The organism is Nocardia sp. NPDC058176 (assembly GCF_042883805.1).
Classification (GTDB): Bacteria; Actinomycetota; Actinomycetes; order Mycobacteriales; family Mycobacteriaceae; genus Nocardia.
In genome coordinates, this window is sequence record NZ_JBHVVA010000002.1 from 755,970 (window position 1) to 774,533 (window position 18,564).

Consider the following 18,564-nt stretch of genomic DNA (forward strand, 5'->3'; position numbering starts at 1 on the left):
CCCTTATGCCTGACGCCACGGCAGGCCGACGGCGCGCCAGCCGACGCTGCCGCGCTGCCCGAACGCGTCGGGGCCGCCCTCGAAACCGTCGAGCACGTTGTAGGACGGGGCGATGCCCGCGGCGGTCGCCACGGTCGCCGCGCCGATGGATCGCTGTCCGGAGCGACACAGGAACACCACGGGAGCGTCGTCGGGGCGCCCGGCCAGCGCCTGCTCGAGCTGCGCGCCGAACTCCGGATTACGGGTACCGGTGCCGTCGACCCATTCGATGAAGTGGGCCGGGCGCTCGATGGAGCTGGTGTCGGGGATGCCGATCCGGTCCCATTCGCCCTGGGTCCGCACGTCGACCAGCACCGCGCCGGGGTGCTCGGTCAGGATCTCCCAGGCCTTCTCGGGGGTGATGTCGCCAGCGTAAGTCATGTCGCCTCCTACTGAATCCGCTCTTGCCGCGGCGGGAATCCGGCGCGCGGCCAGGTCGTCACCCGGAGCACCCCACCGCGGAGGAGGGTTGCCGACCAGCGAGCCGGGGCTTGACGCTGGCACTCATGACCTTGCGATCTGAGATTGCCTCGCCACAGGTCACCGTGTCAAACAGTTCAGAAGGTGCAGACCAACCAGTCGCCATCGACGCGGGTCAGTGTCCAGGTGCTCGTCGCCTCGTTGCCGTCGATCTGGACGGTCGCGTCGATCTTGGCTTTGTCACCGTTGACGGTCGGGTTCTCGAAACCCCTCTTGTCGATCGACACAGCCGATTCCGGGCCGCCGAGCCGCTCGGTGAGGCCGGATTTCTGCTCGTCGAAGCCGGGGCAGGCGACACCCGGCGGCGGACGCGAGTCGCTGCGCGAGCGCGCGTCGATATAGTTGGTGACGGCGGCCGCGAGGCGGTCGGCCTCTGTGACATTTTTCTCAGCGGGTGAGAGCAGCCCACCGAGCACGATGCCGATGAGCACCACGATCGCCACCACCGCCGCCGCGACGAAGGGGACGATGGAACGCTTGTCGGTCTGATCCACCACGATGGGCTGGTCATCCGAGCCTGTTTGCTCATCGTTCATGCTGTAATCCTGACAGACCCGGCACCGACAACCACACCGCGCGCCGGGCGGCCACAACGCCGCAGATAGAATCGCCGTCGTGCGGCCTGCTGCCGACGTCGATGGCAGCTGCCAGCAGCCGGATAGTCAAGTTAGCCTAAGCTGAATTGACGCCGTCAACAGTTCTCGACCAAAGGGTGCGCGTAGAAAATGACCGAACAGAGTGCAGCGACCCGCCCGCTTCGCATTGCGATCGTGGGCGCGGGCCCGGCCGGTATCTACGCCGCCGACGCGTTGATGAAGTCCGATGCCGAGGTGTCGATCGACCTCTACGAGCGCATGCCCGCGCCGTTCGGTCTGATCCGCTACGGCGTCGCCCCCGACCATCCGCGGATCAAGGGCATCATCACCGCCCTGCACAAGGTCCTCGACAAGGAGCAGGTGCGCCTGCTCGGCAACATCGACTACGGCACCGACATCAACCTCGACGACCTGCGTCAGTTCTACGACGCGGTGATCTTCTCGACCGGTGCCAACGCCGACCGCGCGCTGCCGATCCCCGGCATCGACCTGGACGGCTCCTACGGCGCCGCCGACTTCGTCTCCTGGTACGACGGGCACCCGGACGTGCCGCGCTCGTGGCCGCTGGACGCGGAGAAGGTCGCGGTGCTCGGTGTCGGCAACGTGGCCCTGGACGTGGCGCGCGTGCTGGCCAAGACCGGTGACGAGCTGCTGCCGACCGAGATCCCGCCGAACGTCTACAACGGGCTCAAGGCCAACAAGGCCGTCGAGGTGCACGTCTTCGGCCGTCGCGGCCCGGCGCAGGCCAAGTTCACCCCGCTCGAGCTGCGCGAACTCGACCACTCGCCGACCATCGAGGTGATCGTCGACCCCGAGGACATCGACTACGACGAGGGCTCGGAGGCGGCGCGCCGCAACTCCAAGCAGGTCGACATGGTCGCCAACACCCTCGAGCAGTGGGCGATCCGCGATCAGGGCGACCGCCCGCACAAGCTGTTCCTGCACTTCTTCGAGTCGCCTTCGGAGATCCTCGGTGAGGACGGCAAGGTCGTCGGCCTCAAGACCGAGCGCACCCAGCTCGACGGGACCGGCAACGTCAAGGGCACCGGCGAGTTCCGCGAGTGGGACATCCAGGCCGTCTACCGCGCGGTCGGTTACCTGTCGCAGAACGTGACCCAGCTGCCGTTCGACGATCAGGCGGGCACGGTGCCCAACGAGGCCGGTCGCGTGATCTCCGACGACACCGCCGAGGGCGCGGCGCGCTTCATGCCCGCCACCTACGTCACCGGCTGGATCAAGCGCGGCCCGGTCGGTCTGATCGGTCACACCAAGGGCGACGCCAACGAGACCATCGCCTGCCTGCTCGACGACGCCAAGGACTTCGCGCCCCCGGCCAAGCCCGAGCTCGACGCCGTCACCGAGTTCCTCGAGGGCAAGGGCATTCCGTTCACCACCTGGGCGGGCTGGTACCGCCTCGACGCCCACGAGCGCGCCCTCGGCGAGCCCGAGGGCCGCGAACGCGTCAAGGTCGTCGAGCGCGAGGACATGCTCCGCGCGTCCGAGCCCAACAAGGCGTAAGGCGGGACGTGGGTTCGGACTCTCCGTTTCCGCCGAACTCGAGGCATTCTGTACAGGTGTTCGATGCCCACGTCCACATCATCGATCCGCGGTACCCGCTGATCGAGAACGAAGGCTACCTACCCGACCCCTATGTCATCGCGGATTATCGAAAGCGCATGGAGCGCTTCGATGTTCGCGGTGGCGCCGTGGTCAGCGCGTCTTTCCAAGGTACTGATCAGGCGTACCTGACGGCCGCGCTGGCCGCGCTCGGTCCCGACTGGGTCGGCGTCACCCGGCTCCACCTGGACGCCACCGACGACGACATCCTCGAACTGGACCGGGCGGGGGTGCGGGCGCTGCGGTTCAACCTCAAGCGCGCCGCCGCCGACATCACCGAGATGACGTTGCAGGCGCTGCGCGCGCACGAGCTCGTCGGCTGGCACGTCGAGCTCTACATCGACGGTCAGATGCTGGCCTCGCTGCAACCGGTGATCTCCAAACTGCCCGCGCTGTCCATCGACCACCTCGGGATGTCCGCGGAGGGGCTGCCGTATCTGCTGGATCTGGTGGATCGCGGGGCCAGGGTGAAGGCGACCGGGTTCGGCCGGGTCGAGATGGATGTGGCCGACACGCTGCGCCGGATCCACACCGTCAACCCGGGTGCGCTGATGTTCGGTTCCGACCTGCCCGGCACCCGCGCGGGCAGGCCGTTCGACGATGCCGACATCGACCTGATCTGCGATGTCGTCGGCGCCGATCTGCACGCGGTGCTCGAGGACAACGCCCGCGAGTTCTATCGGCTGCCCGCCGTGGAGCGCGCGGTATCCGATCCGGCGCCGACGCGGCCGATGCCGCGCACCGAGAATCCGACCGTGCCGATCCCCCGCGACGAACTGCCCGGCGCGGACGCGGCAACGCGCCCGCTGCCGGTCATCGAGCGCTAGGCCAGGAACGCTCCGGTGAGCCAGACACCGGAGGCGATCAGCGCGCCGAACAGTTCCACCAGCATCGACAGGCCGACGCCCTTGAGCGCGTGCACGGTCGCGGGCCAGGCCAGTTCGTTGGTCTTCAGGCGGTACAGCTCGGCCAGGTACACCCCGAGCACGAAGCCGATGAACAGGCCGACGATCGGGATGACGAAGAAGCCGATCACGCCGAGGATCGCGCCGATCAGCAGCGCCTTGTTCGACACACCCGCCTCGCGCATGCGCCGGCCCGGCCAGGTGTATTTCACGACGCCGGAGATGACCAGGGCGACCGTGGCGATCGCGAACACCGTCCAGGCCGTCGCACCGCCGGTCATGAACGCCCACACCGCGATCGCGGCGAAGATGAGGATCACCCCCGGCAGGATCGGTACGATGATGCCGGCGATGCCGACCAGAATGACGAGGCCGACAACGACCTCACCCCACACGCTCACTACCGGGTCCTCCCGTATCCGCGCCGAGTCGCGCGCCTCGAATTCTGGCCCATGGCCTACCCGAGCCGCCATCCCAACGCTATTGTCGAAGCGTCAATACCGTTCGACGACGAACTGAGGTCAGGCGTGAGCACCGAGTCCACCGCCAAGCAGGGGCCCCTCGCGGGCATCAAGGTCATCGAGCTGGCCGGGATCGGGCCGGGCCCGCACGCCGCACTACTGCTGGCCGACCTCGGCGCCGACGTGGTGCGCGTGCAGCGGCCCAACCAGCTGCCCGGTTTCATGGAGCGCCCGCAGTGGCGCGGGCGAACCATCGTCGAGGCGAATCTGAAGGACCCCGCCGACGTCGCCAAGATCCTCGACCTGGTCGAGAAGGCCGACGTACTGCTCGAGGGCTTCCGTCCCGGCGTCACCGAGCGCATGGGCCTCGGCCCCGACGAGGCGCTGGCGCGCAACCCGCGCCTGGTCTACGGCCGGATGACCGGCTGGGGCCAGGACGGCCCGCTGGCCGATCGCGCCGGCCACGACATCAACTACATCTCGCTGACCGGCGTGCTCAATGCCATCGGTCGCAAGGGCGAGCGCCCGGTGCCGCCGCTGAACATGGTCGGCGACTTCGGTGGCGGCTCGATGTTCCTGGTGTTCGGTGTGCTCGCCGCGCTGGTGGAACGGCAGAGCTCGGGCAAGGGCCAGGTGATCGACGCGGCGATGATCGATGGGGCACTTGCCCTTTCGCACATGATCTGGGGCATGCGCGGGGTCGGCCTGTGGTCCGACGAGCGCGGCACCAACCTGCTCGACACCGGCATGGCGTTCTACGACACCTACGAGACCTCCGACGGCAAGTACATGGCCGTCGGCGCGATCGAGCCGCAGTTCTACGCCCAGCTCCTCGCCGGTCTCGAGATCGATCCGGAGGGTCTGCCGATGCAGATCGACCCGAACGGTCAGGAGCAGCTGCGCAAGCTGTTCGCCGACAAGTTCAAGACCAGGACCCGCGACGAATGGGCCGCGGTCTTCGACGGCACCGATGCCTGCACCACCCCGGTGCTCACCTTCACCGAGGCCACCGAGAACCCGCACATCGCGGCCCGCACCGGCCTGATCGAGATCGACGGCGTCGTCCAGCACGCGCCCGCCCCGCGCTTCTCGCGCACCCCGGGTGGCATCCCGACCCCGCCGCCCACCGTGGCGACACCGATCGAAACGGTCTGGGCTGACTGATTTCCCGGCCTGTCGTCGGTAGGGTTTTCCTCTATCGACGACAGGCCACGGATCCGAACCGGCCATCGGCCACCGAAGGTGCTCGCCGCGCTGATCGCGGCCACCACCTTCGGCACCGCGCTGCTCGCCTTCGCACTCGCCGAGGGACTGCTCGACTCCCGCCAGGCCCAGCTGCTCGAATCCCGTTGCCGCCGCGAGATTCCGGTCCCCGTGGCCGTCACCGCCCTCAACGGCCTGGCCACCGGACTCCTCCTGGCGACCAGCCTCGCCCTCGTCTGCCTGCTCGTCCTGCTGTTCCGCTACCCGTCGGTCCGCAGCGCCGTCGCCGTCCCCCTGACCACGATCGGCGTCCTGCTCTCGACCCTGTTCATGTTCGGCGTCGGCTACGAGACCGTCCGCCCCGAACCGAACACCCCAGCTTCGGCCGACTACCGCCCCTGCGGATTCGGCTGAGCTCAGTAGCAGGTGAGGGGTTGGAGCGGGTCCGCCGCGCGGGGGGTGAGGGCTTCGTAGGCGGCGGCGATGGATTTGACGGCGAGACGGAGCTCGGGTTCTGGGTGGGTGAAGGGGAGGCGGAGGAAGCGTTCGAATGCGCCCTGGACGCCGAAACGTGGTCCGGCGGCGAGCAATACGCCGTGGTTGGGTGCGGTGGCGGCCAGGGCGGTGGACACCGGGCTCGGGAGTTGGGCCCAGACGGACATGCCGCCCGCGCCGGGGGCGATGTGCCAGCCGGGCAGGTCCTCGGCGACGGCGTCGAGCAGGGCGGTGCGCTGGGCGCGCAGCTGGGCCCGGCGGCGATCGAGGATGGGGTCGGCGTTCTCCAGCAGGTGGACCGTGGCGAGCTGATCCATGACGGGGGTGCCGAGGTCGACGGTGGCGCGGATGCCGAGGAGCTTGGTGATCAGCGCCTGATTCGTGCGAATCCAGCCGACCCGCAGGCCACCCCAGAACGACTTGGACGCCGAGCCGATGGTGACGATCTCCGCGCCCTTGGCGAACGCGGCGACCGGCGGCGGCATCGGCGCGTCGGACAGGTTCAGCTCGCCCATCGACTCGTCGACGACGATGGTCATCCTGGTGTCGCGGGCGATGGCGGCCAGTTCGGCGCGGCCCGCCTCGTCGAGCAGCAGGCCGGTGGGGTTGTTGAAGTCGGGGACCAGGTAGGCCAGGGTGGCCGCGGTCTGCCGGGCGGTGCTGCGCAGGCCGTCGAGATCCCAACCGGCGTCGGGGAATTCGGGGCGCAGCGGGATGGGGATGGGCCGGGCGCCGACATCGCGGATCGCCTCGATGGCGTTCGGGTAGGTGGGGTGCTCGATCAGCACGCGCGCGGCGGGTGAGGTGAGCACGTTGAGCAGCAGCCGGAGTCCGTGCTGGGCGCCGAGCGTCACCAGGATCTGGTCGGGTTCGGTGGGCAGGCCGCGGGCGGTGTAGCGGCGGGCCAGCGCCTCGCGCAGCGCGAGGACACCGACCGGGTCCATGCCGTGGGTGCCGAGGAAGGGCGGGATGCCTTGCAGCGCGGTCGAATACGCGTCGTGCAGCTCGGGCGGGGCCGACATCGCCGCGTAGGTCATGTCGATGGTCGGCAGTTCGGGCTGGGCGATCAGGGCCATGATGCCGCGGGTGTGCCAGCCGCCGTCGTTGCGGATGGTCGGCGGCAGCGCCACCGTGCTGCGCGAGCCCTGGCGGCTGATCAGGTAGCCGTGTTCACGCAGCAGCGAATACGTGGAGGTGATGGTGGTGCGGCTGACGCCGAGCGTGGCGGCCAGATCGCGCTCACTGGGCAGGGCCACGCCCAGCGGCGCGCGGCCGTCGTGGATCAGCAGCCGGATGGCCTCGGCCAGCGCCAGATAGGCGGGCCGGTGCGGGCGGCGCTCGGGGGAATCGCCGTCGGGCTCGGGGTCACGCCACCGGCCGAGGTCACGGGCCAGGCCCGCCGCGCCGATCACTCTTGTCGCCATAAAGTCCAGTATTCCGTAAGTGGCTATTTCTAGGCAAGGCCAGTCGGAGGATTCTTACGGCATGACCACATTCCTTGCCCTCACCGTCGCTGTCGCCTTCGGGTTGGCGGTCTATCGCTTCTCACCGAAGGAGGGCGAACTGCCGTTCTGGCCGTTCCAGTCCTCGCCGCACGACCGAGCCTTCGGCACCTACGATGATCAGCGGCTTTATCGCGATCTCGCGGCCATCCGGGCGCACGAGATCGAGCGGGATACGGTTGACGCCGACGATTCGGTCCAGTTGCCCGAAACTGGACTGGTCGATCCGGAGAAGCGCGGGCCACTCGCCGCGTGATCCCGGGGCGATCGAAATGTGTCACCGCCTCGGCGCACACTGTGATCATGAGTTCCGGTACTGATTCCACTCGGACCGAACCGGTGGTCGCGGCGCTGTTCGACACCGCGATCGGCCTGTGCGCGATCGCCTGGCACGGCGACACCGTCGTGCGGTTCCAGCTCCCGGAGGCCAGCGAGGAACAGACCCTCGCCCGGATCACCCGGCCGTTCGCCGGGACACCCGTGGACGAGAGCGAGCCGGGGCCCGCGATCATCGCGGCGATCGCGGGCATCCGGGCCCACCTGGACGGCACGCTGGACGCGCTGCGCTGGATCGAGCTCGACCTGCGCGGGGTGCCGGAGTTCCATCGCGCCGTCTACGCCGTGACGCGCGACATCGACCCCGGCCGCACCCTCAGCTACGGCGACATCGCCACCCGCATCGGCGCACCCGGCTCGGCACAGGCGGTCGGGCAGGCGCTGGGCCGCAATCCGATCCCGCTCATCGTCCCGTGCCACCGCGTCCTCGCCGCCGACCACGCGCTGCACGGTTTCTCGGCGCCCGGCGGCATCGGCACCAAGGCACGACTGCTCGAGATCGAACGCACGCCGGGTTTCGGCGAGCCGATGTTGTTCTGATTCCTCGATCCGGTACCGATGAGTTCCCCCGGCCGCCGCCGTCTGAACGGGTGAGTGTGCGCGCTACGGCTGCGGGCCGGCTCGTCGGCGGATGCGGCATCGGGACAGGGAAACCCGTGCGGACCTGCGGGCGAGAGGGTCGCGTACCGTCGAGCGCGGAGGTCACACGACCCGAAATCGAGAGGAACCCCCATGCAGACTGTGACGTCGGCCGACGGCACCACGATCGCCTACGACCGGGTCGGCGAAGGCACGGCCGGGACGGTCATCCTGATCGGCGGCGCGTTCAGCTATCGCAAGTTCCCGTCGATGATCGAACTCGCGCAGACGCTGGCCGACGACTACGGCCTCACGGTCCTGAACTACGACCGGCGCGGGCGCGGTGACAGCACCGACTCCCCCGGCGTGTACGACCCGGCCAACGAGATCGCCGACATCGCGGCGCTGGTCGAGGTCGCGGGCGGGAAGGCGGCACTGTTCGGCTGGTCGTCGGGCGCGGTGCTCGCGCTGCTGGCCGCGCAGTCGGTACCCGGGATCACCGAGGTGGTCGCGTTCGAGCCGCCGTTCGTGATCGACCCGAAAGACCGTGTGCCACCGAAGGATCTGGCCGACAAGCTGCACCCGATGATCGCCGCGGGCAAGCGCGACAAGACGGTGCGGTACTACATGACCAAGGCGATGGGCATGCCGTTGATGATGGTCGGGGTGATGCGGGTGACCCCGTTCTGGAAGCGGCTCACGGAGACGTCGAATTCGACCGCGCACGACTGGGCGGTGATGCGGCCGTACATGCGTGGCGAGAAACTGAAGGCCGCCGACTGGAGTGGTGTCGACGTGCCGGTGCTTGTACTCGCCGGCGACCGCACCGTGCCGATGCTCACCAAGGGCGCCAAGGCCGCCGCCCAGATCCTGAAGAACGCGGAGTTCACCGAACTCCCCGGCGTGAGCCACGACCCCAAGATCGCCATCCTGGCCCCCGCCGTGGGCGATTTCCTCACCCGCGCCGAGTAACTCGCCCTGTTGGACTGTTGATCACCACGCTCTCAGGTGAGTATCGGCCGAGAGCGGGGCGCCACCAGAGCGTGGTGATCAACGGTCCAGGTCGGGATGTGGCACGCGAGTGTCAGGGCGGCGGCGGATTGTCGCGGTAGAGCTGACACGGGTCGCCGGTGAGGTAGCCGTCCATACAGGCGAAGTAGGTCTGCACGCAGCTGTTGCTCGTGCAGCCGACGGTGTAGAGCATGCCGCGAATGCGCTCGTAGCGCTGCTGGGTGGGCTCGAGGGTCTGCGGAGGTGGAAGCGTCTGCGGAGGTGGAACCACCGAACTCACCGGCGAGACACTGGGCTCGGGAGTCGGCGTCTCCGGACCGGCGCAACCCGCCAGGACGACGACCGCGAACACCGCCGACCAGGCGAAACCACCACGCACCGACATCAGCAACCTCCGTCCGACACCCGTTCCGACCGTACCCCGGTGCCCGCGCCCACGGCACCGCGGGCGTTCACGACCACACGACCTCGAGCCACCGAGACGCCCGGACGAGACCGGCGACCCGACCTGGGCTGTTGATCACCAGGCCCTGGTGGCGTTGGCTACTCGGCCAACGCTTGCATGGGGGCATGGTGATCAACCGTCCAACACCCCGTCACGCGGTGCGGGGGTATGCGGGTCGAGCAAGCTGGGAGAGCTCAGAGAGTGGCGCCGTAGGCAGCGCCCGCGGTACCGCCGAGGACGCCGCCGACGACTGCGGCGGGAACACCGGCGACCGCCGCGCCGCCCACAGCGCCGATGCCACCACCGATGAGGGCGCCGGCTCCTGCGGCGCCCGCACCCGCGGCGAGGATCAGAGGCGACTCAGCGGCCCAGACGAGGGGGAAGGTGCCGACCGCGGCCGGACCGGTCGCGGCGGCCGCCAGTGCGGCGACTCCCGCGGTCGCGGCGGCCGAACCGGCGACGCCGACGCCGAAGCCGATCGCCGCGCCGGCCACGGCACCGGCCGCGCCACCGACCACGCCACCGGCGACAGCAGCCGGGACACCGAACAGCGCGGCACCACCGACAGCGCCCGCGGCGGTCCCCGCGGCGATCTTGTCCGAGCGCGACGGGTTGATGCCGACCGAGCGGCCCTGGGTGGCGATGGCGGCTTCGACGTCGGCCGCGGTGCCGTTGACGCCGTCGAGGATGTCACCGGGCACCTCGTCCGGGACCGGGGTGGTGAACTCGCCGACGCGCAGGGTGCGCGGGGGCGGGGCGATGGGGGCGACCGGCTCGACCGGTTCGGGCAGGTGCAGCTCTTCGATGACGATCGGCGGCGCGGGCTGGGAGTACTGCGGCACCGGACGCGATTCGGGGCGCTCGGGGACCACCTGGTGTTCCAGGGAATCCGGGCCGTCGAACTTCGTCAGCGAGGATCGGTCGCCGTCCTCGGCGGGGCTGGTGACGCCCGGCTGCACCGGCGGCTCGGAGACTCCGGGCTGCGGCACCGCGATCGCGACACCGGCGCAGGCCACCGCCAACGCCATCGGCAGGACCCCGACGACCGGGCGAGCGAGCCGCCGCACCGTCGAGTAGTTCACATCATCGGACCGACGGATCACGCCGAACACCCACTCACCACACTCGAGAAATACGGCACGTCCCCGCGCGCCGCGCAGCGACGATAGCGTTTGCCAGCCGGATGCTGTCAAATCGATAGCGATTCCACATCACCCGCGCGTGTCGCCCTGACCAGCGCAGACACGAGAACGGCCCCCTCCCGGATCGGGAAGGGGCCGTTCTCGACGAAGAAACTAGCCGAGCACGTCGTGCCGGACGATCGTCTGATCGCGCCCCGGGCCGACGCCGATGCACGAGATCCGCGCACCCGAAAGCTCTTCCAACCGAAGCACATACGCCTGCGCGGCGGCGGGCAGCTCCTCGAAGGTGCGGGCGTGGGAGATGTCCTCCCACCAACCGGGCATCTCCTCGTAGATCGGCTTGGCGTGGTGGAACCCGGTCTGGGTGGTCGGCATCTGCTCGACCCGCTCGCCGTCGATCTCGTAGGCGACGCAGATCGGGACCGTGTCCAGCCCGGACAGCACGTCCAGCTTGGTCAGGAAGTAGTCGGTCACCCCGTTGACGCGGGTGGCGTAGCGGCTGATCACCGCGTCGAACCAGCCACAGCGGCGCGCGCGACCGGTGGTGACACCGACCTCGCCGCCCTGCTTGGCCAGGAACTCGCCGAAGTTGTCGAACAGCTCGGTCGGGAACGGGCCGGAGCCGACGCGGGTGGTGTAGCACTTGAGGATGCCGAGCACCGTGTCGATCTTGTTCGGCCCGATGCCCGAACCCACCGCGGCGCCACCGGCGGTCGGGTTCGAGGAGGTGACGAACGGGTAGGTGCCGTGGTCGACGTCGAGCAGGGTGCCCTGCGAGCCTTCCAGCAGCACGGTGTCGCCGCGCTCGAGCGCCAGGTTCAGTTCCAGGCGGGTGTCGGAGATGCGGTGCTTGAACGACTCGGCCTGCTCGAGGACCTCGTCCACCACCTGCTGCGGGTCGAGCGCGCGGCGGTTGTAGATCTTGACCAGCACCTGGTTCTTGAACTCCAGGGCGGCCTCGACCTTCTGGGTGAGGATCTTCTCGTCGAGCACATCGGCCACGCGGACGCCGACGCGGGCGACCTTGTCCTGGTAGCAGGGGCCGATACCGCGACCGGTGGTGCCGATCTTGCGGTTGCCGAGGAAGCGTTCGGTGACCTTGTCGATGGCCACGTGGTACGGCATGATCAGGTGCGCGTCGGCCGACAGCAGCAGGCCGGAGGTGTCGACACCGCGCTCTTCCAGACCGGCGAGCTCGTCGAGCAGCACACCGGGATCCACCACCACACCGTTGCCGATGACGTTCTTCACTCCGGGAGTGAGGATGCCCGACGGGATCAGGTGCAGCGCGAACTTGTCGCCATTGGGAAGAACCACCGTATGACCGGCATTGTTGCCGCCCTGGTATCGGACCACCCACTGCAACCGCTCACCGAGCAGGTCGGTAGCTTTGCCCTTACCCTCGTCGCCCCACTGGGCGCCGATGAGGACGATAGCCGGCATTTCGGAGTCTCCTACAGATCGACGGCAGCACATGCAGTACTGCAGCTACCTGCCGTAGGACGCTGGCGCGTCCAATCACTGAGGCGGTGGCCGGAGACACAGTCTAGCGACACGTGCTCGGGCTCGGCCGACCTGCCCCGTCCGAGCGCGCCGACCCCCGCCCACCACGCGCACCACGATCGGTTACGGTTACTGGTCGGCAGGGGGTTTGCCATGTGCTTGTGGGCGACACACCGTCGGCCCGATCGAGGAGGGTGTACCGCAGTTTGAGTACCCACGTTCTCCGATGTGGTGACATCCCGGTCCCGATCGCGCTCGCCTCGCTGCCGACCACGCAGACCGACCGGGTGCCCGATGTCGCGGTGATCGACGAACTGCTCCCGGTGCTCGCCGCCGACAGCCTGCCGCGCCTGATCGTGCTCGGCGCCGATGCCTCGCTCGCCGCCGTGCTCACCCACCTGATGCGCACCGAACGGCTGCACGTCGAAGTGGGCTTCGTGCCGGTCGAGACCACCTACGCCTCGCGGGTGTATCAGACCGCCACCGGCAACGCCGCCGCGAAGATCGCCCTGGACGGCCGGGCCATCGAGACCCCGCTGATCCGCGACGACACCGGCACCGTGCTGGTCGGCCGGGCCAGCATCACCGGCGTCGACGGCGCCAAACTCGAGGGCGAGGCCTACGTCGACGACACCCTGCTGTTCACCGGCACGGTCACCACGATGCTCATCTCGCCGACGATGACCATGCCCGGCGTCCGCGCGCGCGTGCGCAAGGGCATGCGCAAGCGCACCTGGGTCTCGGGCCGCGCGGCGCAGCTCGGCACGCCGGGCGGGGTCGTCACCCGCGACGGGATCACCACCGAACGGACCGTGCCCCGCTCGACCTTCTACCGCTTCGAACACCCCTGGCTGCTGGTGCGATGACCTACTCCTTCCCCACCGACCGGCGAACCGGCAACGGCGCGGTCCGCCCGAGCCCGGTCTTCCTGCTCATCGTGGCGATCACCGTGCTCGGCGGGGCACTGGCCTGGAACGCCGACATCCAGTCGTGGCAGGCCAAGGTCGGCGTGTTCGTCCTGGTGGTGTTCGGCTGGATCATCAGCCTGTGCCTGCACGAGTTCGCGCACGCCTATGTGGCGTGGCGGGCGGGCGATCACGAGGTGGAGGTGCGTGGCTATCTCACGCTGAATCCGCTCAAGTACAGCCATCCGGTGCTCTCGATCGGTCTGCCGCTGGTGTTCATCGCGCTCGGCGGGATCGGGCTGCCGGGCGGCGCGGTGTATGTGAACACCAGCCGGTTCAGCGCGAATGTGCAGCGGCTGGTCAGCGCGGTCGGCCCGGCCTCGAACGCCCTGTGCGCGGTGGTGCTGCTGATCGTGATCCGGATGTTCGGATCGGTGACCGAGAATCCCGCGTTCTGGACCGGACTCAGCTTCCTCGCGTTCCTGCAGATCACGGCGTTCCTGCTGAACATCCTGCCGATTCCCGGCCTGGACGGCTATGGCATCATCGAGCCGTCGCTGCGCTACGAGACGCGGCGCGCGCTCGAACAGATCAAGCCGTACGGCATGTTGATTCTCTTCGCTGTCATCTTTTTCACTCCGCTCAATCGGGTGTTCTTCGACGCGGTGTACGCATTGTTCGAACTGTCCGGGGTACCTGAGGGTTGGGCTGCCTACGGCGGCCAATTGACTCGCTTCTGGCGCTGACGGCCGGACTCGGGTCACCTACGACCCCAGGAACGGAAACGCGCATGGGCTCCACCGAATCGACCGCTGTCCTCTCTGTCATCATCCCCACCCTCGACGAGGCCGCGGGGATCACCGCCTGTCTGGAGCGCCTGATCGGCCAGGAGGCGATCGACGAGATCGTCGTCGTCGACAACGGCAGCACCGACGGCACCCGGGAGATCGTCGCCGAACTGGCCGCCCGACATCCGAAGATCGAGCTGATCGACGAGCCCGACCCCGGCGTCGCCCACGCGCGCAACCACGGTTTCGACAAGGCCCGCGGCGACTACCTCGGCCGGATCGACGCCGACACCCTGGTCGCGCCCGACTGGGGCGCGACCGTGCGCGACCACCTCGACGCGAATCCGGGCACCATGGCGGTGACCGGTATCAGCACCTACCACGATTCGCCGATCGGCATCTTCCTCGCCGCCGCGATCGGCACGCAGGAACGCCTGGGCCTGATCAAGGACCAGCGGGTGGGCAATGTGCACGGGGCGAACATGGCGATCCGGCGCTCGGCGTGGCAGCAGGTGCAGGAGGCGACCACCACCCGGCGCGATCTGCACGAGGACCTCGATCTGGCCCTGTGCCTGACCAAGGCGAAGCTGCGCATCGACCAGCTGCCCCGGCTGCGGGCGCAGATCTCGGCGCGCCGCCGCAAGACTCCGCCGCCGGTGTGGTGGCAGTACCAGGTGCGCGGCCTCCAGACCATCACCAACCAGGGCTACAACGTGGTGCTGTTCCATCGGGCCGTGATCACCGGCGCCTGGCTCATGCACACCGCGCAGTGGCCGATCTACCGGGTGTGGGACTTCGACCGCAAGCGGTTCTCGCTGCGGTCCGGGCGTCCCCGGGTCTCGCCGGTCGGCGACTGAGCGGTCATTCCTCCGGCGTCACATACGGATTGGGCACGGTGGGCGGCAGCAGGGCCATCGCCGAGATGCGCTGCATGCCGCACACCACCATCAGATCCACCACGATCGAGCGGATCTGCGCGAACACCACATGCGCCGAGAGCCCCGCTCCGACAACGAGTTCGGGGCGGGCGTTCTTGGCGACACTGCGCAGGCCGCGGGTGGCCTCGGCCTGATCGGGCTGTTCGCCCGGGTCGGCCAGCATCATCTTGCGCACCACGTCGACCGAGGTGCCGAGCTGGTTGACCAGGTCGATCAGGCGGGGATCGAGTACCTCGTCGTCGCGGACCAGGGTGAGTGAACGGCGCAGCAGGACACGGGTGTTGCGGACCGCGTTGTCGAGCGGGTCGGACGCGGAATGGATGCGTTCGAGCCGTTTTCGCGAGTTCCAGTACAGCGGGGAGATCCGGCTGATCTCGCGTCCGCCTTCCAGGGCCGAGCGCAGCGCGTCGATCTGCTTCTGGGTGGCGCGCACCGCCGTGAGCGCGTCGTGCACCTTGTTCGAGTCCTGTTCGAGCAGGCCGTCGGCGCAGGCGATCAGGGATTTGTTCATCACCGCGAGCACATCGGCGGCGTGTTCGCGGGCGCGGCGCACCGGGTGCAGCGGGATCACCGCGACCATCAGGATGCCGACGAGGCCACCGATCAACGCGTCGATCATCCGGGCCGGGCCCGCGCCGGGCGCCTGGTTCAGGGTGGAGACCAGCACGGCCGAACCGGCGGCCTGCATCGTGATGATGGTGCCGCCGTCGAGGAAGACCGAGCAGGCCATCGCCCCGGCGACGACCAGCGCCACCTGCCAGACACCGGTGCCCACCTGCAGGATGAACAGGTCGCCGATGCCGATGCCGACCGCGACACCGACCACCAGCTCCACCGAGCGCCGGATCCGCGCACCGAAGGACACGCCGATCGAGACCACCGCGGCGGTCGGGGCGAAGAACGGGTCGGGGTGGCCGACGATGTCATGGGCGATGAACCACGCCAGCGCGGCGCCGAGCGCGCACTGCAGGATCGGGATCGCCGACAGCCGAAGCCGCACCGAGGACGCTTTGAAGCGCGCCGCGGTGCTGACCCTGGCCGCGGTGACCACCGGCGAGGCCGCGGCGACGACGCGATGTGGATCGCTCACCGACGACCCGGTTCCGAGCGCTGGCTCAATCCAGGCCGAGTTCGGTGGCGGCCCGCGGATCGCAGTCCTCGAGCAGGTCGAGGCAGCGGGCGTACTCCTCGGTCTCGCCGATCGTCTTGGCCGCGCGGGCCAGCGCGCCGACGCTGCGCAGGAAGCCCTGGTTCGGCTCGTGGCTCCACGGGACCGGGCCGAAACCCTTCCAGCCGTTGCGGCGCAGCAGGTCGAGGCCGCGGTGGTAGCCGGTGCGGGCGAAGGCGTAGGCCGCGACGGTGTCGTGGTTCACCTCGTCGGCGGCGCGGTCGAGCGCGGCCTCGGCGAGCTGGGCCCAGGCGATCGAGGCGGCCGGATTCTTCGCGGCGACTTCGACCGGGTCGGTGCCCGCCGCGATGGCGTCTTCGGCGTCGATCAGTTCGGGAAGGAGGACCGGCTGCGGTCCGAGCAGGTCACCGAAGGAGGTCATGGGTTCATTGTGCACCAGCCGTCCGACGACGTCGCCCGGCCCGCCACGCGGCGATCGGCGGACTCCCCCGCGCGAGGCGCATTAGGCTGGCCGCAGAGTGCAACGTTCGAGCCTGAGCGAGGGGTACATAGGTGTCCGACCCGACCGACGAGAACAATCCGGCAGCCGAGCCTGCCAGTCCCGGCACGCCCGGGCAGCGCCCCGATCAGCGCGGCGCCGATTCGTCGAACACCGGCAAGGCCGGGCCCCCTTCCGGCGCGCCGAAATCGACGCCGGAGGCAGTGACCGAACCGGGTCATCCGACCGCGGCCGGGGGTGACACGGTGGTCATCCGGCGTGATGAGCTGCCGGGTCGTGCCGAGCAGGGTGGCCGGGTCGAGGCGCCCACGGCTGGACCGGTGACCGGTGACCAGGAGACTCGACCGTCCAGCGCGGTTTCGCCGGAAGGCGAGGAGCTTTCGGGATTCGCGGGGTCGGCGCCGGGATCGGTGCGGTCCCCCGGTGCATCGGGCAACGACGGCCAGGGTGGCCCGCCGAGCGGGCGACCCGCGTCCGAGGGTGGGCATCGGCCTCCGGGCCAGGCCGGTCCCGGTGGGCAGCGGATCTCGGGCCAGGGCGGGCCCGGCCCACAGTCCGCGGCGGCGGGTGGACAACAACTTTCGAGCAATGCGTCCGGCAGTGGCCCTTCCGGCGTCCGACCGGGTTCGCGGCCGGGCGGCGACGGTCGACCGGGTGCTGCTCCCGGCGGGCAACCAGGCAGTGCTCCCGGGCGGCCAGGTGGTCCGAGCGGGCCAACCGCGTCAGGTGGGCCAGGTGGCCCCGGCAGGCCGAGCGCGGCGGGAGGACCGAGTGCGCCAGGCCGACCGGGCGTGGCGGGAGGACCGGGTGCGCCAGGCCGACCGGGTGCGCCGGGTGCGCAGCGCCCTGTCGGCGGCCCCGGATATGGACCTCAGCCGGCAGGGCGTTCGCAGAACGTACAAGGCCCTGGCGGACAACAGTTTCCGGGTCGCGGTCCCGCGCCCGAAGGGCCTCGTCCCTCCGGTGCGCCCGGCTACGGACCGGGCCCGCGTAATTCGCCGGGCGCTGCGGGCCAGGGCGGCAATCCAGTTGGTGGGCGCGGCGGCAATATCGCTGGCGGACAGCAGAATTCCGGTCCCGGCGGACCGCGTCCGACCGGTGGACCCGGGTACGGCCCCGGGTCGGCCCGCCCGAGTACCGCACCTGGAGATCCCGAATCCACACAGCGGGGCTCCGGTGGACAAGACGGTGAGTCCGGCGGGGCGCCTTCCCCGTTGGCAGGACTGTCGAAGGGTCTGCCGGGCGGTGAGCAGTCGGTGGAAGCCGATCGGGATGCTCCCGATATCGCCGGTCCGGACGCGGCGACCACGGCAATGTCCATTCCCGGACAGAAACCCGGTGCGGCACAGGGCGGTTCAGCCGAGGACAGCACCGTGAAGTTCTCCAGCAGTCAGTCGAAGGGCGCGCCGGAAGATGTTCCGACCGCCGGCATGAACCAAGCCGACCGCCCGTCGCCGGAGAAGTCCTCGGCCACGAAGTCCGGCACCGCGGCAGCCGCGGGTGCGGCGGTGGCAGCCGGAGCGGTAGCGGCGGCAGCCGGCAAGGAAACCCCCGATGCGGACGCCGACGATGCCTCCGGTGCGGTCACTCCGGGCGACAACGACACCTCGAGCACAAGCCCAGCCGACGAAGACGCAACGGTCACCCACGATGTCGGTCCCGAGGTTTCCGGCGAGGCTCGGGATGCGGACGATGTCGACGCCGTCGAGGACTCGCCGTCCGTGTCGAGCCCTGAAGAGATCTCCGACAAGAAGTCCGACGCGTCGGCTCCCGTCGGGTTGGCGAAACCCGGCAGCGGGGACAGCGCTCCCGGGTCCGAGGACCAGACCGTCGCGATGCGGGTCGTGAATCCGGCCGAGGCGCCGACGACTGCTATCCCGGTGCAGCGGGGCACGGATCGGGTGGTGCCGCCTCCGGGTGGTCGACCCGCGGTGACCCCGCCGCCGAATACGCCTCGGGGCCCCGGTGGGCCTCGGCAAGCGGGGCAGCAG

At 69.6% G+C, this 18,564-nt stretch carries 19 protein-coding genes and 1 riboswitch; of the genes, 10 read left to right on the forward strand and 9 right to left on the reverse strand.

The genetic code is table 11. From position 1 onward, the window contains the following. Positions 1-3 precede the first annotated feature (3 nt). A complete protein-coding gene (locus ACFVVM_RS16075; protein WP_387618144.1) occupies positions 4-420 on the reverse strand; it encodes a rhodanese-like domain-containing protein in 417 nt (138 codons plus the stop codon). Between the two features lie 14 nt (positions 421-434). Further along, positions 435-551: riboswitch (SAM riboswitch) on the reverse strand. A 45-nt stretch (positions 552-596) separates the two neighbouring features. Next, the gene (locus ACFVVM_RS16080) at positions 597-1,112 is read right to left on the reverse strand and encodes a hypothetical protein (RefSeq protein ID WP_387618147.1); all 516 of its coding nucleotides are present in this window, start codon (positions 1,110-1,112) and stop codon (positions 597-599) included. A gap of 132 nt (positions 1,113-1,244) precedes the next feature. On the opposite strand from ACFVVM_RS16080, the gene ACFVVM_RS16085 reads away from it, so the two are divergent. Together ACFVVM_RS16085 and ACFVVM_RS16090 are read left to right on the forward strand one after the other, a co-directional pair. Continuing rightward, positions 1,245-2,633: an FAD-dependent oxidoreductase gene (locus ACFVVM_RS16085; protein WP_387618150.1), complete on the forward strand. Its 1,389-nt coding sequence runs from the start codon at positions 1,245-1,247 to the stop codon at positions 2,631-2,633. Positions 2,634-2,689: 56 nt separating this feature from the next. Next, complete coding sequence (locus ACFVVM_RS16090) at positions 2,690-3,559, forward strand: amidohydrolase family protein (RefSeq protein ID WP_387618153.1); 870 nt, start codon at positions 2,690-2,692, stop codon at positions 3,557-3,559. Here ACFVVM_RS16090 and ACFVVM_RS16095 read toward each other — a convergent pair. Then, positions 3,556-4,038 (reverse strand): DUF456 domain-containing protein, encoded by a 483-nt coding sequence (locus ACFVVM_RS16095; protein ID WP_387618156.1) that lies wholly within the window; start codon positions 4,036-4,038, stop codon positions 3,556-3,558. The two genes, ACFVVM_RS16090 and ACFVVM_RS16095, sit on opposite strands and share 4 nt — an antisense overlap. 126 nt (positions 4,039-4,164) lie before the next feature. Between ACFVVM_RS16095 and ACFVVM_RS16100 the strand changes: the two genes are divergently transcribed. Both ACFVVM_RS16100 and ACFVVM_RS16105 read left to right on the forward strand, forming a co-directional pair. Beyond that, the gene (locus ACFVVM_RS16100; RefSeq protein WP_387618158.1) at positions 4,165-5,262 is read left to right on the forward strand and encodes a CaiB/BaiF CoA transferase family protein; all 1,098 of its coding nucleotides are present in this window, start codon (positions 4,165-4,167) and stop codon (positions 5,260-5,262) included. A 78-nt stretch (positions 5,263-5,340) separates the two neighbouring features. Continuing rightward, positions 5,341-5,715 carry a hypothetical protein gene (locus tag ACFVVM_RS16105; RefSeq protein WP_387618161.1) on the forward strand — a complete coding sequence of 125 codons (375 nt, stop codon included), beginning with the start codon at positions 5,341-5,343 and terminating at the stop codon, positions 5,713-5,715. A 2-nt stretch (positions 5,716-5,717) separates the two neighbouring features. Here ACFVVM_RS16105 and ACFVVM_RS16110 read toward each other — a convergent pair whose 3' ends face one another. Further along, positions 5,718-7,220 (reverse strand): PLP-dependent aminotransferase family protein, encoded by a 1,503-nt coding sequence (locus tag ACFVVM_RS16110; protein WP_387618164.1) that lies wholly within the window; start codon positions 7,218-7,220, stop codon positions 5,718-5,720. Between the two features lie 61 nt (positions 7,221-7,281). Between ACFVVM_RS16110 and ACFVVM_RS16115 the strand changes: the two genes are divergently transcribed. From ACFVVM_RS16115 to ACFVVM_RS16125, 3 genes are all read left to right on the forward strand, one after another. After that, complete coding sequence (locus ACFVVM_RS16115; RefSeq protein ID WP_387618166.1) at positions 7,282-7,554, forward strand: hypothetical protein; 273 nt, start codon at positions 7,282-7,284, stop codon at positions 7,552-7,554. A 47-nt stretch (positions 7,555-7,601) separates the two neighbouring features. After that, the gene (locus tag ACFVVM_RS16120) at positions 7,602-8,174 is read left to right on the forward strand and encodes a methylated-DNA--[protein]-cysteine S-methyltransferase (RefSeq protein ID WP_387618169.1); all 573 of its coding nucleotides are present in this window, start codon (positions 7,602-7,604) and stop codon (positions 8,172-8,174) included. A 192-nt stretch (positions 8,175-8,366) separates the two neighbouring features. Next, on the forward strand, positions 8,367-9,185 hold the full coding sequence (locus ACFVVM_RS16125) for an alpha/beta fold hydrolase (RefSeq protein WP_387618172.1): 819 nt from the start codon (positions 8,367-8,369) through the stop codon (positions 9,183-9,185). Positions 9,186-9,297: 112 nt separating this feature from the next. Here ACFVVM_RS16125 and ACFVVM_RS16130 read toward each other — a convergent pair whose 3' ends face one another. The 3 genes from ACFVVM_RS16130 to ACFVVM_RS16140 form a co-directional block, all read right to left on the reverse strand. Continuing rightward, positions 9,298-9,609, reverse strand: a complete 312-nt coding sequence (locus tag ACFVVM_RS16130; protein ID WP_387618175.1) for a hypothetical protein — start codon at positions 9,607-9,609, stop codon at positions 9,298-9,300. A gap of 254 nt (positions 9,610-9,863) precedes the next feature. Continuing rightward, positions 9,864-10,772 carry a hypothetical protein gene (locus ACFVVM_RS16135; RefSeq protein WP_387618177.1) on the reverse strand — a complete coding sequence of 303 codons (909 nt, stop codon included), beginning with the start codon at positions 10,770-10,772 and terminating at the stop codon, positions 9,864-9,866. A gap of 192 nt (positions 10,773-10,964) precedes the next feature. Next, entirely contained in the window at positions 10,965-12,254 is a 1,290-nt protein-coding gene (locus ACFVVM_RS16140; protein WP_387618180.1) for an adenylosuccinate synthase, read from the reverse strand. Between the two features lie 266 nt (positions 12,255-12,520). Between ACFVVM_RS16140 and ACFVVM_RS16145 the strand changes: the two genes are divergently transcribed. Genes ACFVVM_RS16145 through ACFVVM_RS16155 form a run of 3 tightly spaced genes read left to right on the forward strand, consistent with a single transcriptional unit; the run spans position 12,521 to position 14,864 of the window. After that, positions 12,521-13,180: a hypothetical protein gene (locus ACFVVM_RS16145; protein WP_387618182.1), complete on the forward strand. Its 660-nt coding sequence runs from the start codon at positions 12,521-12,523 to the stop codon at positions 13,178-13,180. Then, a complete protein-coding gene (locus tag ACFVVM_RS16150; RefSeq protein WP_387618184.1) occupies positions 13,177-13,965 on the forward strand; it encodes a site-2 protease family protein in 789 nt (262 codons plus the stop codon). The genes ACFVVM_RS16145 and ACFVVM_RS16150 overlap by 4 nt, the downstream gene beginning before the upstream one ends. A 44-nt stretch (positions 13,966-14,009) precedes the next feature. Further along, on the forward strand, positions 14,010-14,864 hold the full coding sequence (locus tag ACFVVM_RS16155; protein ID WP_387618186.1) for a glycosyltransferase: 855 nt from the start codon (positions 14,010-14,012) through the stop codon (positions 14,862-14,864). Positions 14,865-14,868: 4 nt separating this feature from the next. Here ACFVVM_RS16155 and ACFVVM_RS16160 read toward each other — a convergent pair whose 3' ends face one another. Together ACFVVM_RS16160 and ACFVVM_RS16165 are read right to left on the reverse strand one after the other, a co-directional pair. Continuing rightward, the gene (locus ACFVVM_RS16160; RefSeq protein ID WP_387618188.1) at positions 14,869-16,035 is read right to left on the reverse strand and encodes an aromatic acid exporter family protein; all 1,167 of its coding nucleotides are present in this window, start codon (positions 16,033-16,035) and stop codon (positions 14,869-14,871) included. A 25-nt stretch (positions 16,036-16,060) separates the two neighbouring features. Further along, entirely contained in the window at positions 16,061-16,495 is a 435-nt protein-coding gene (locus ACFVVM_RS16165) for a DUF3151 domain-containing protein (protein ID WP_387618190.1), read from the reverse strand. Positions 16,496-18,564 lie beyond the last annotated feature (2,069 nt).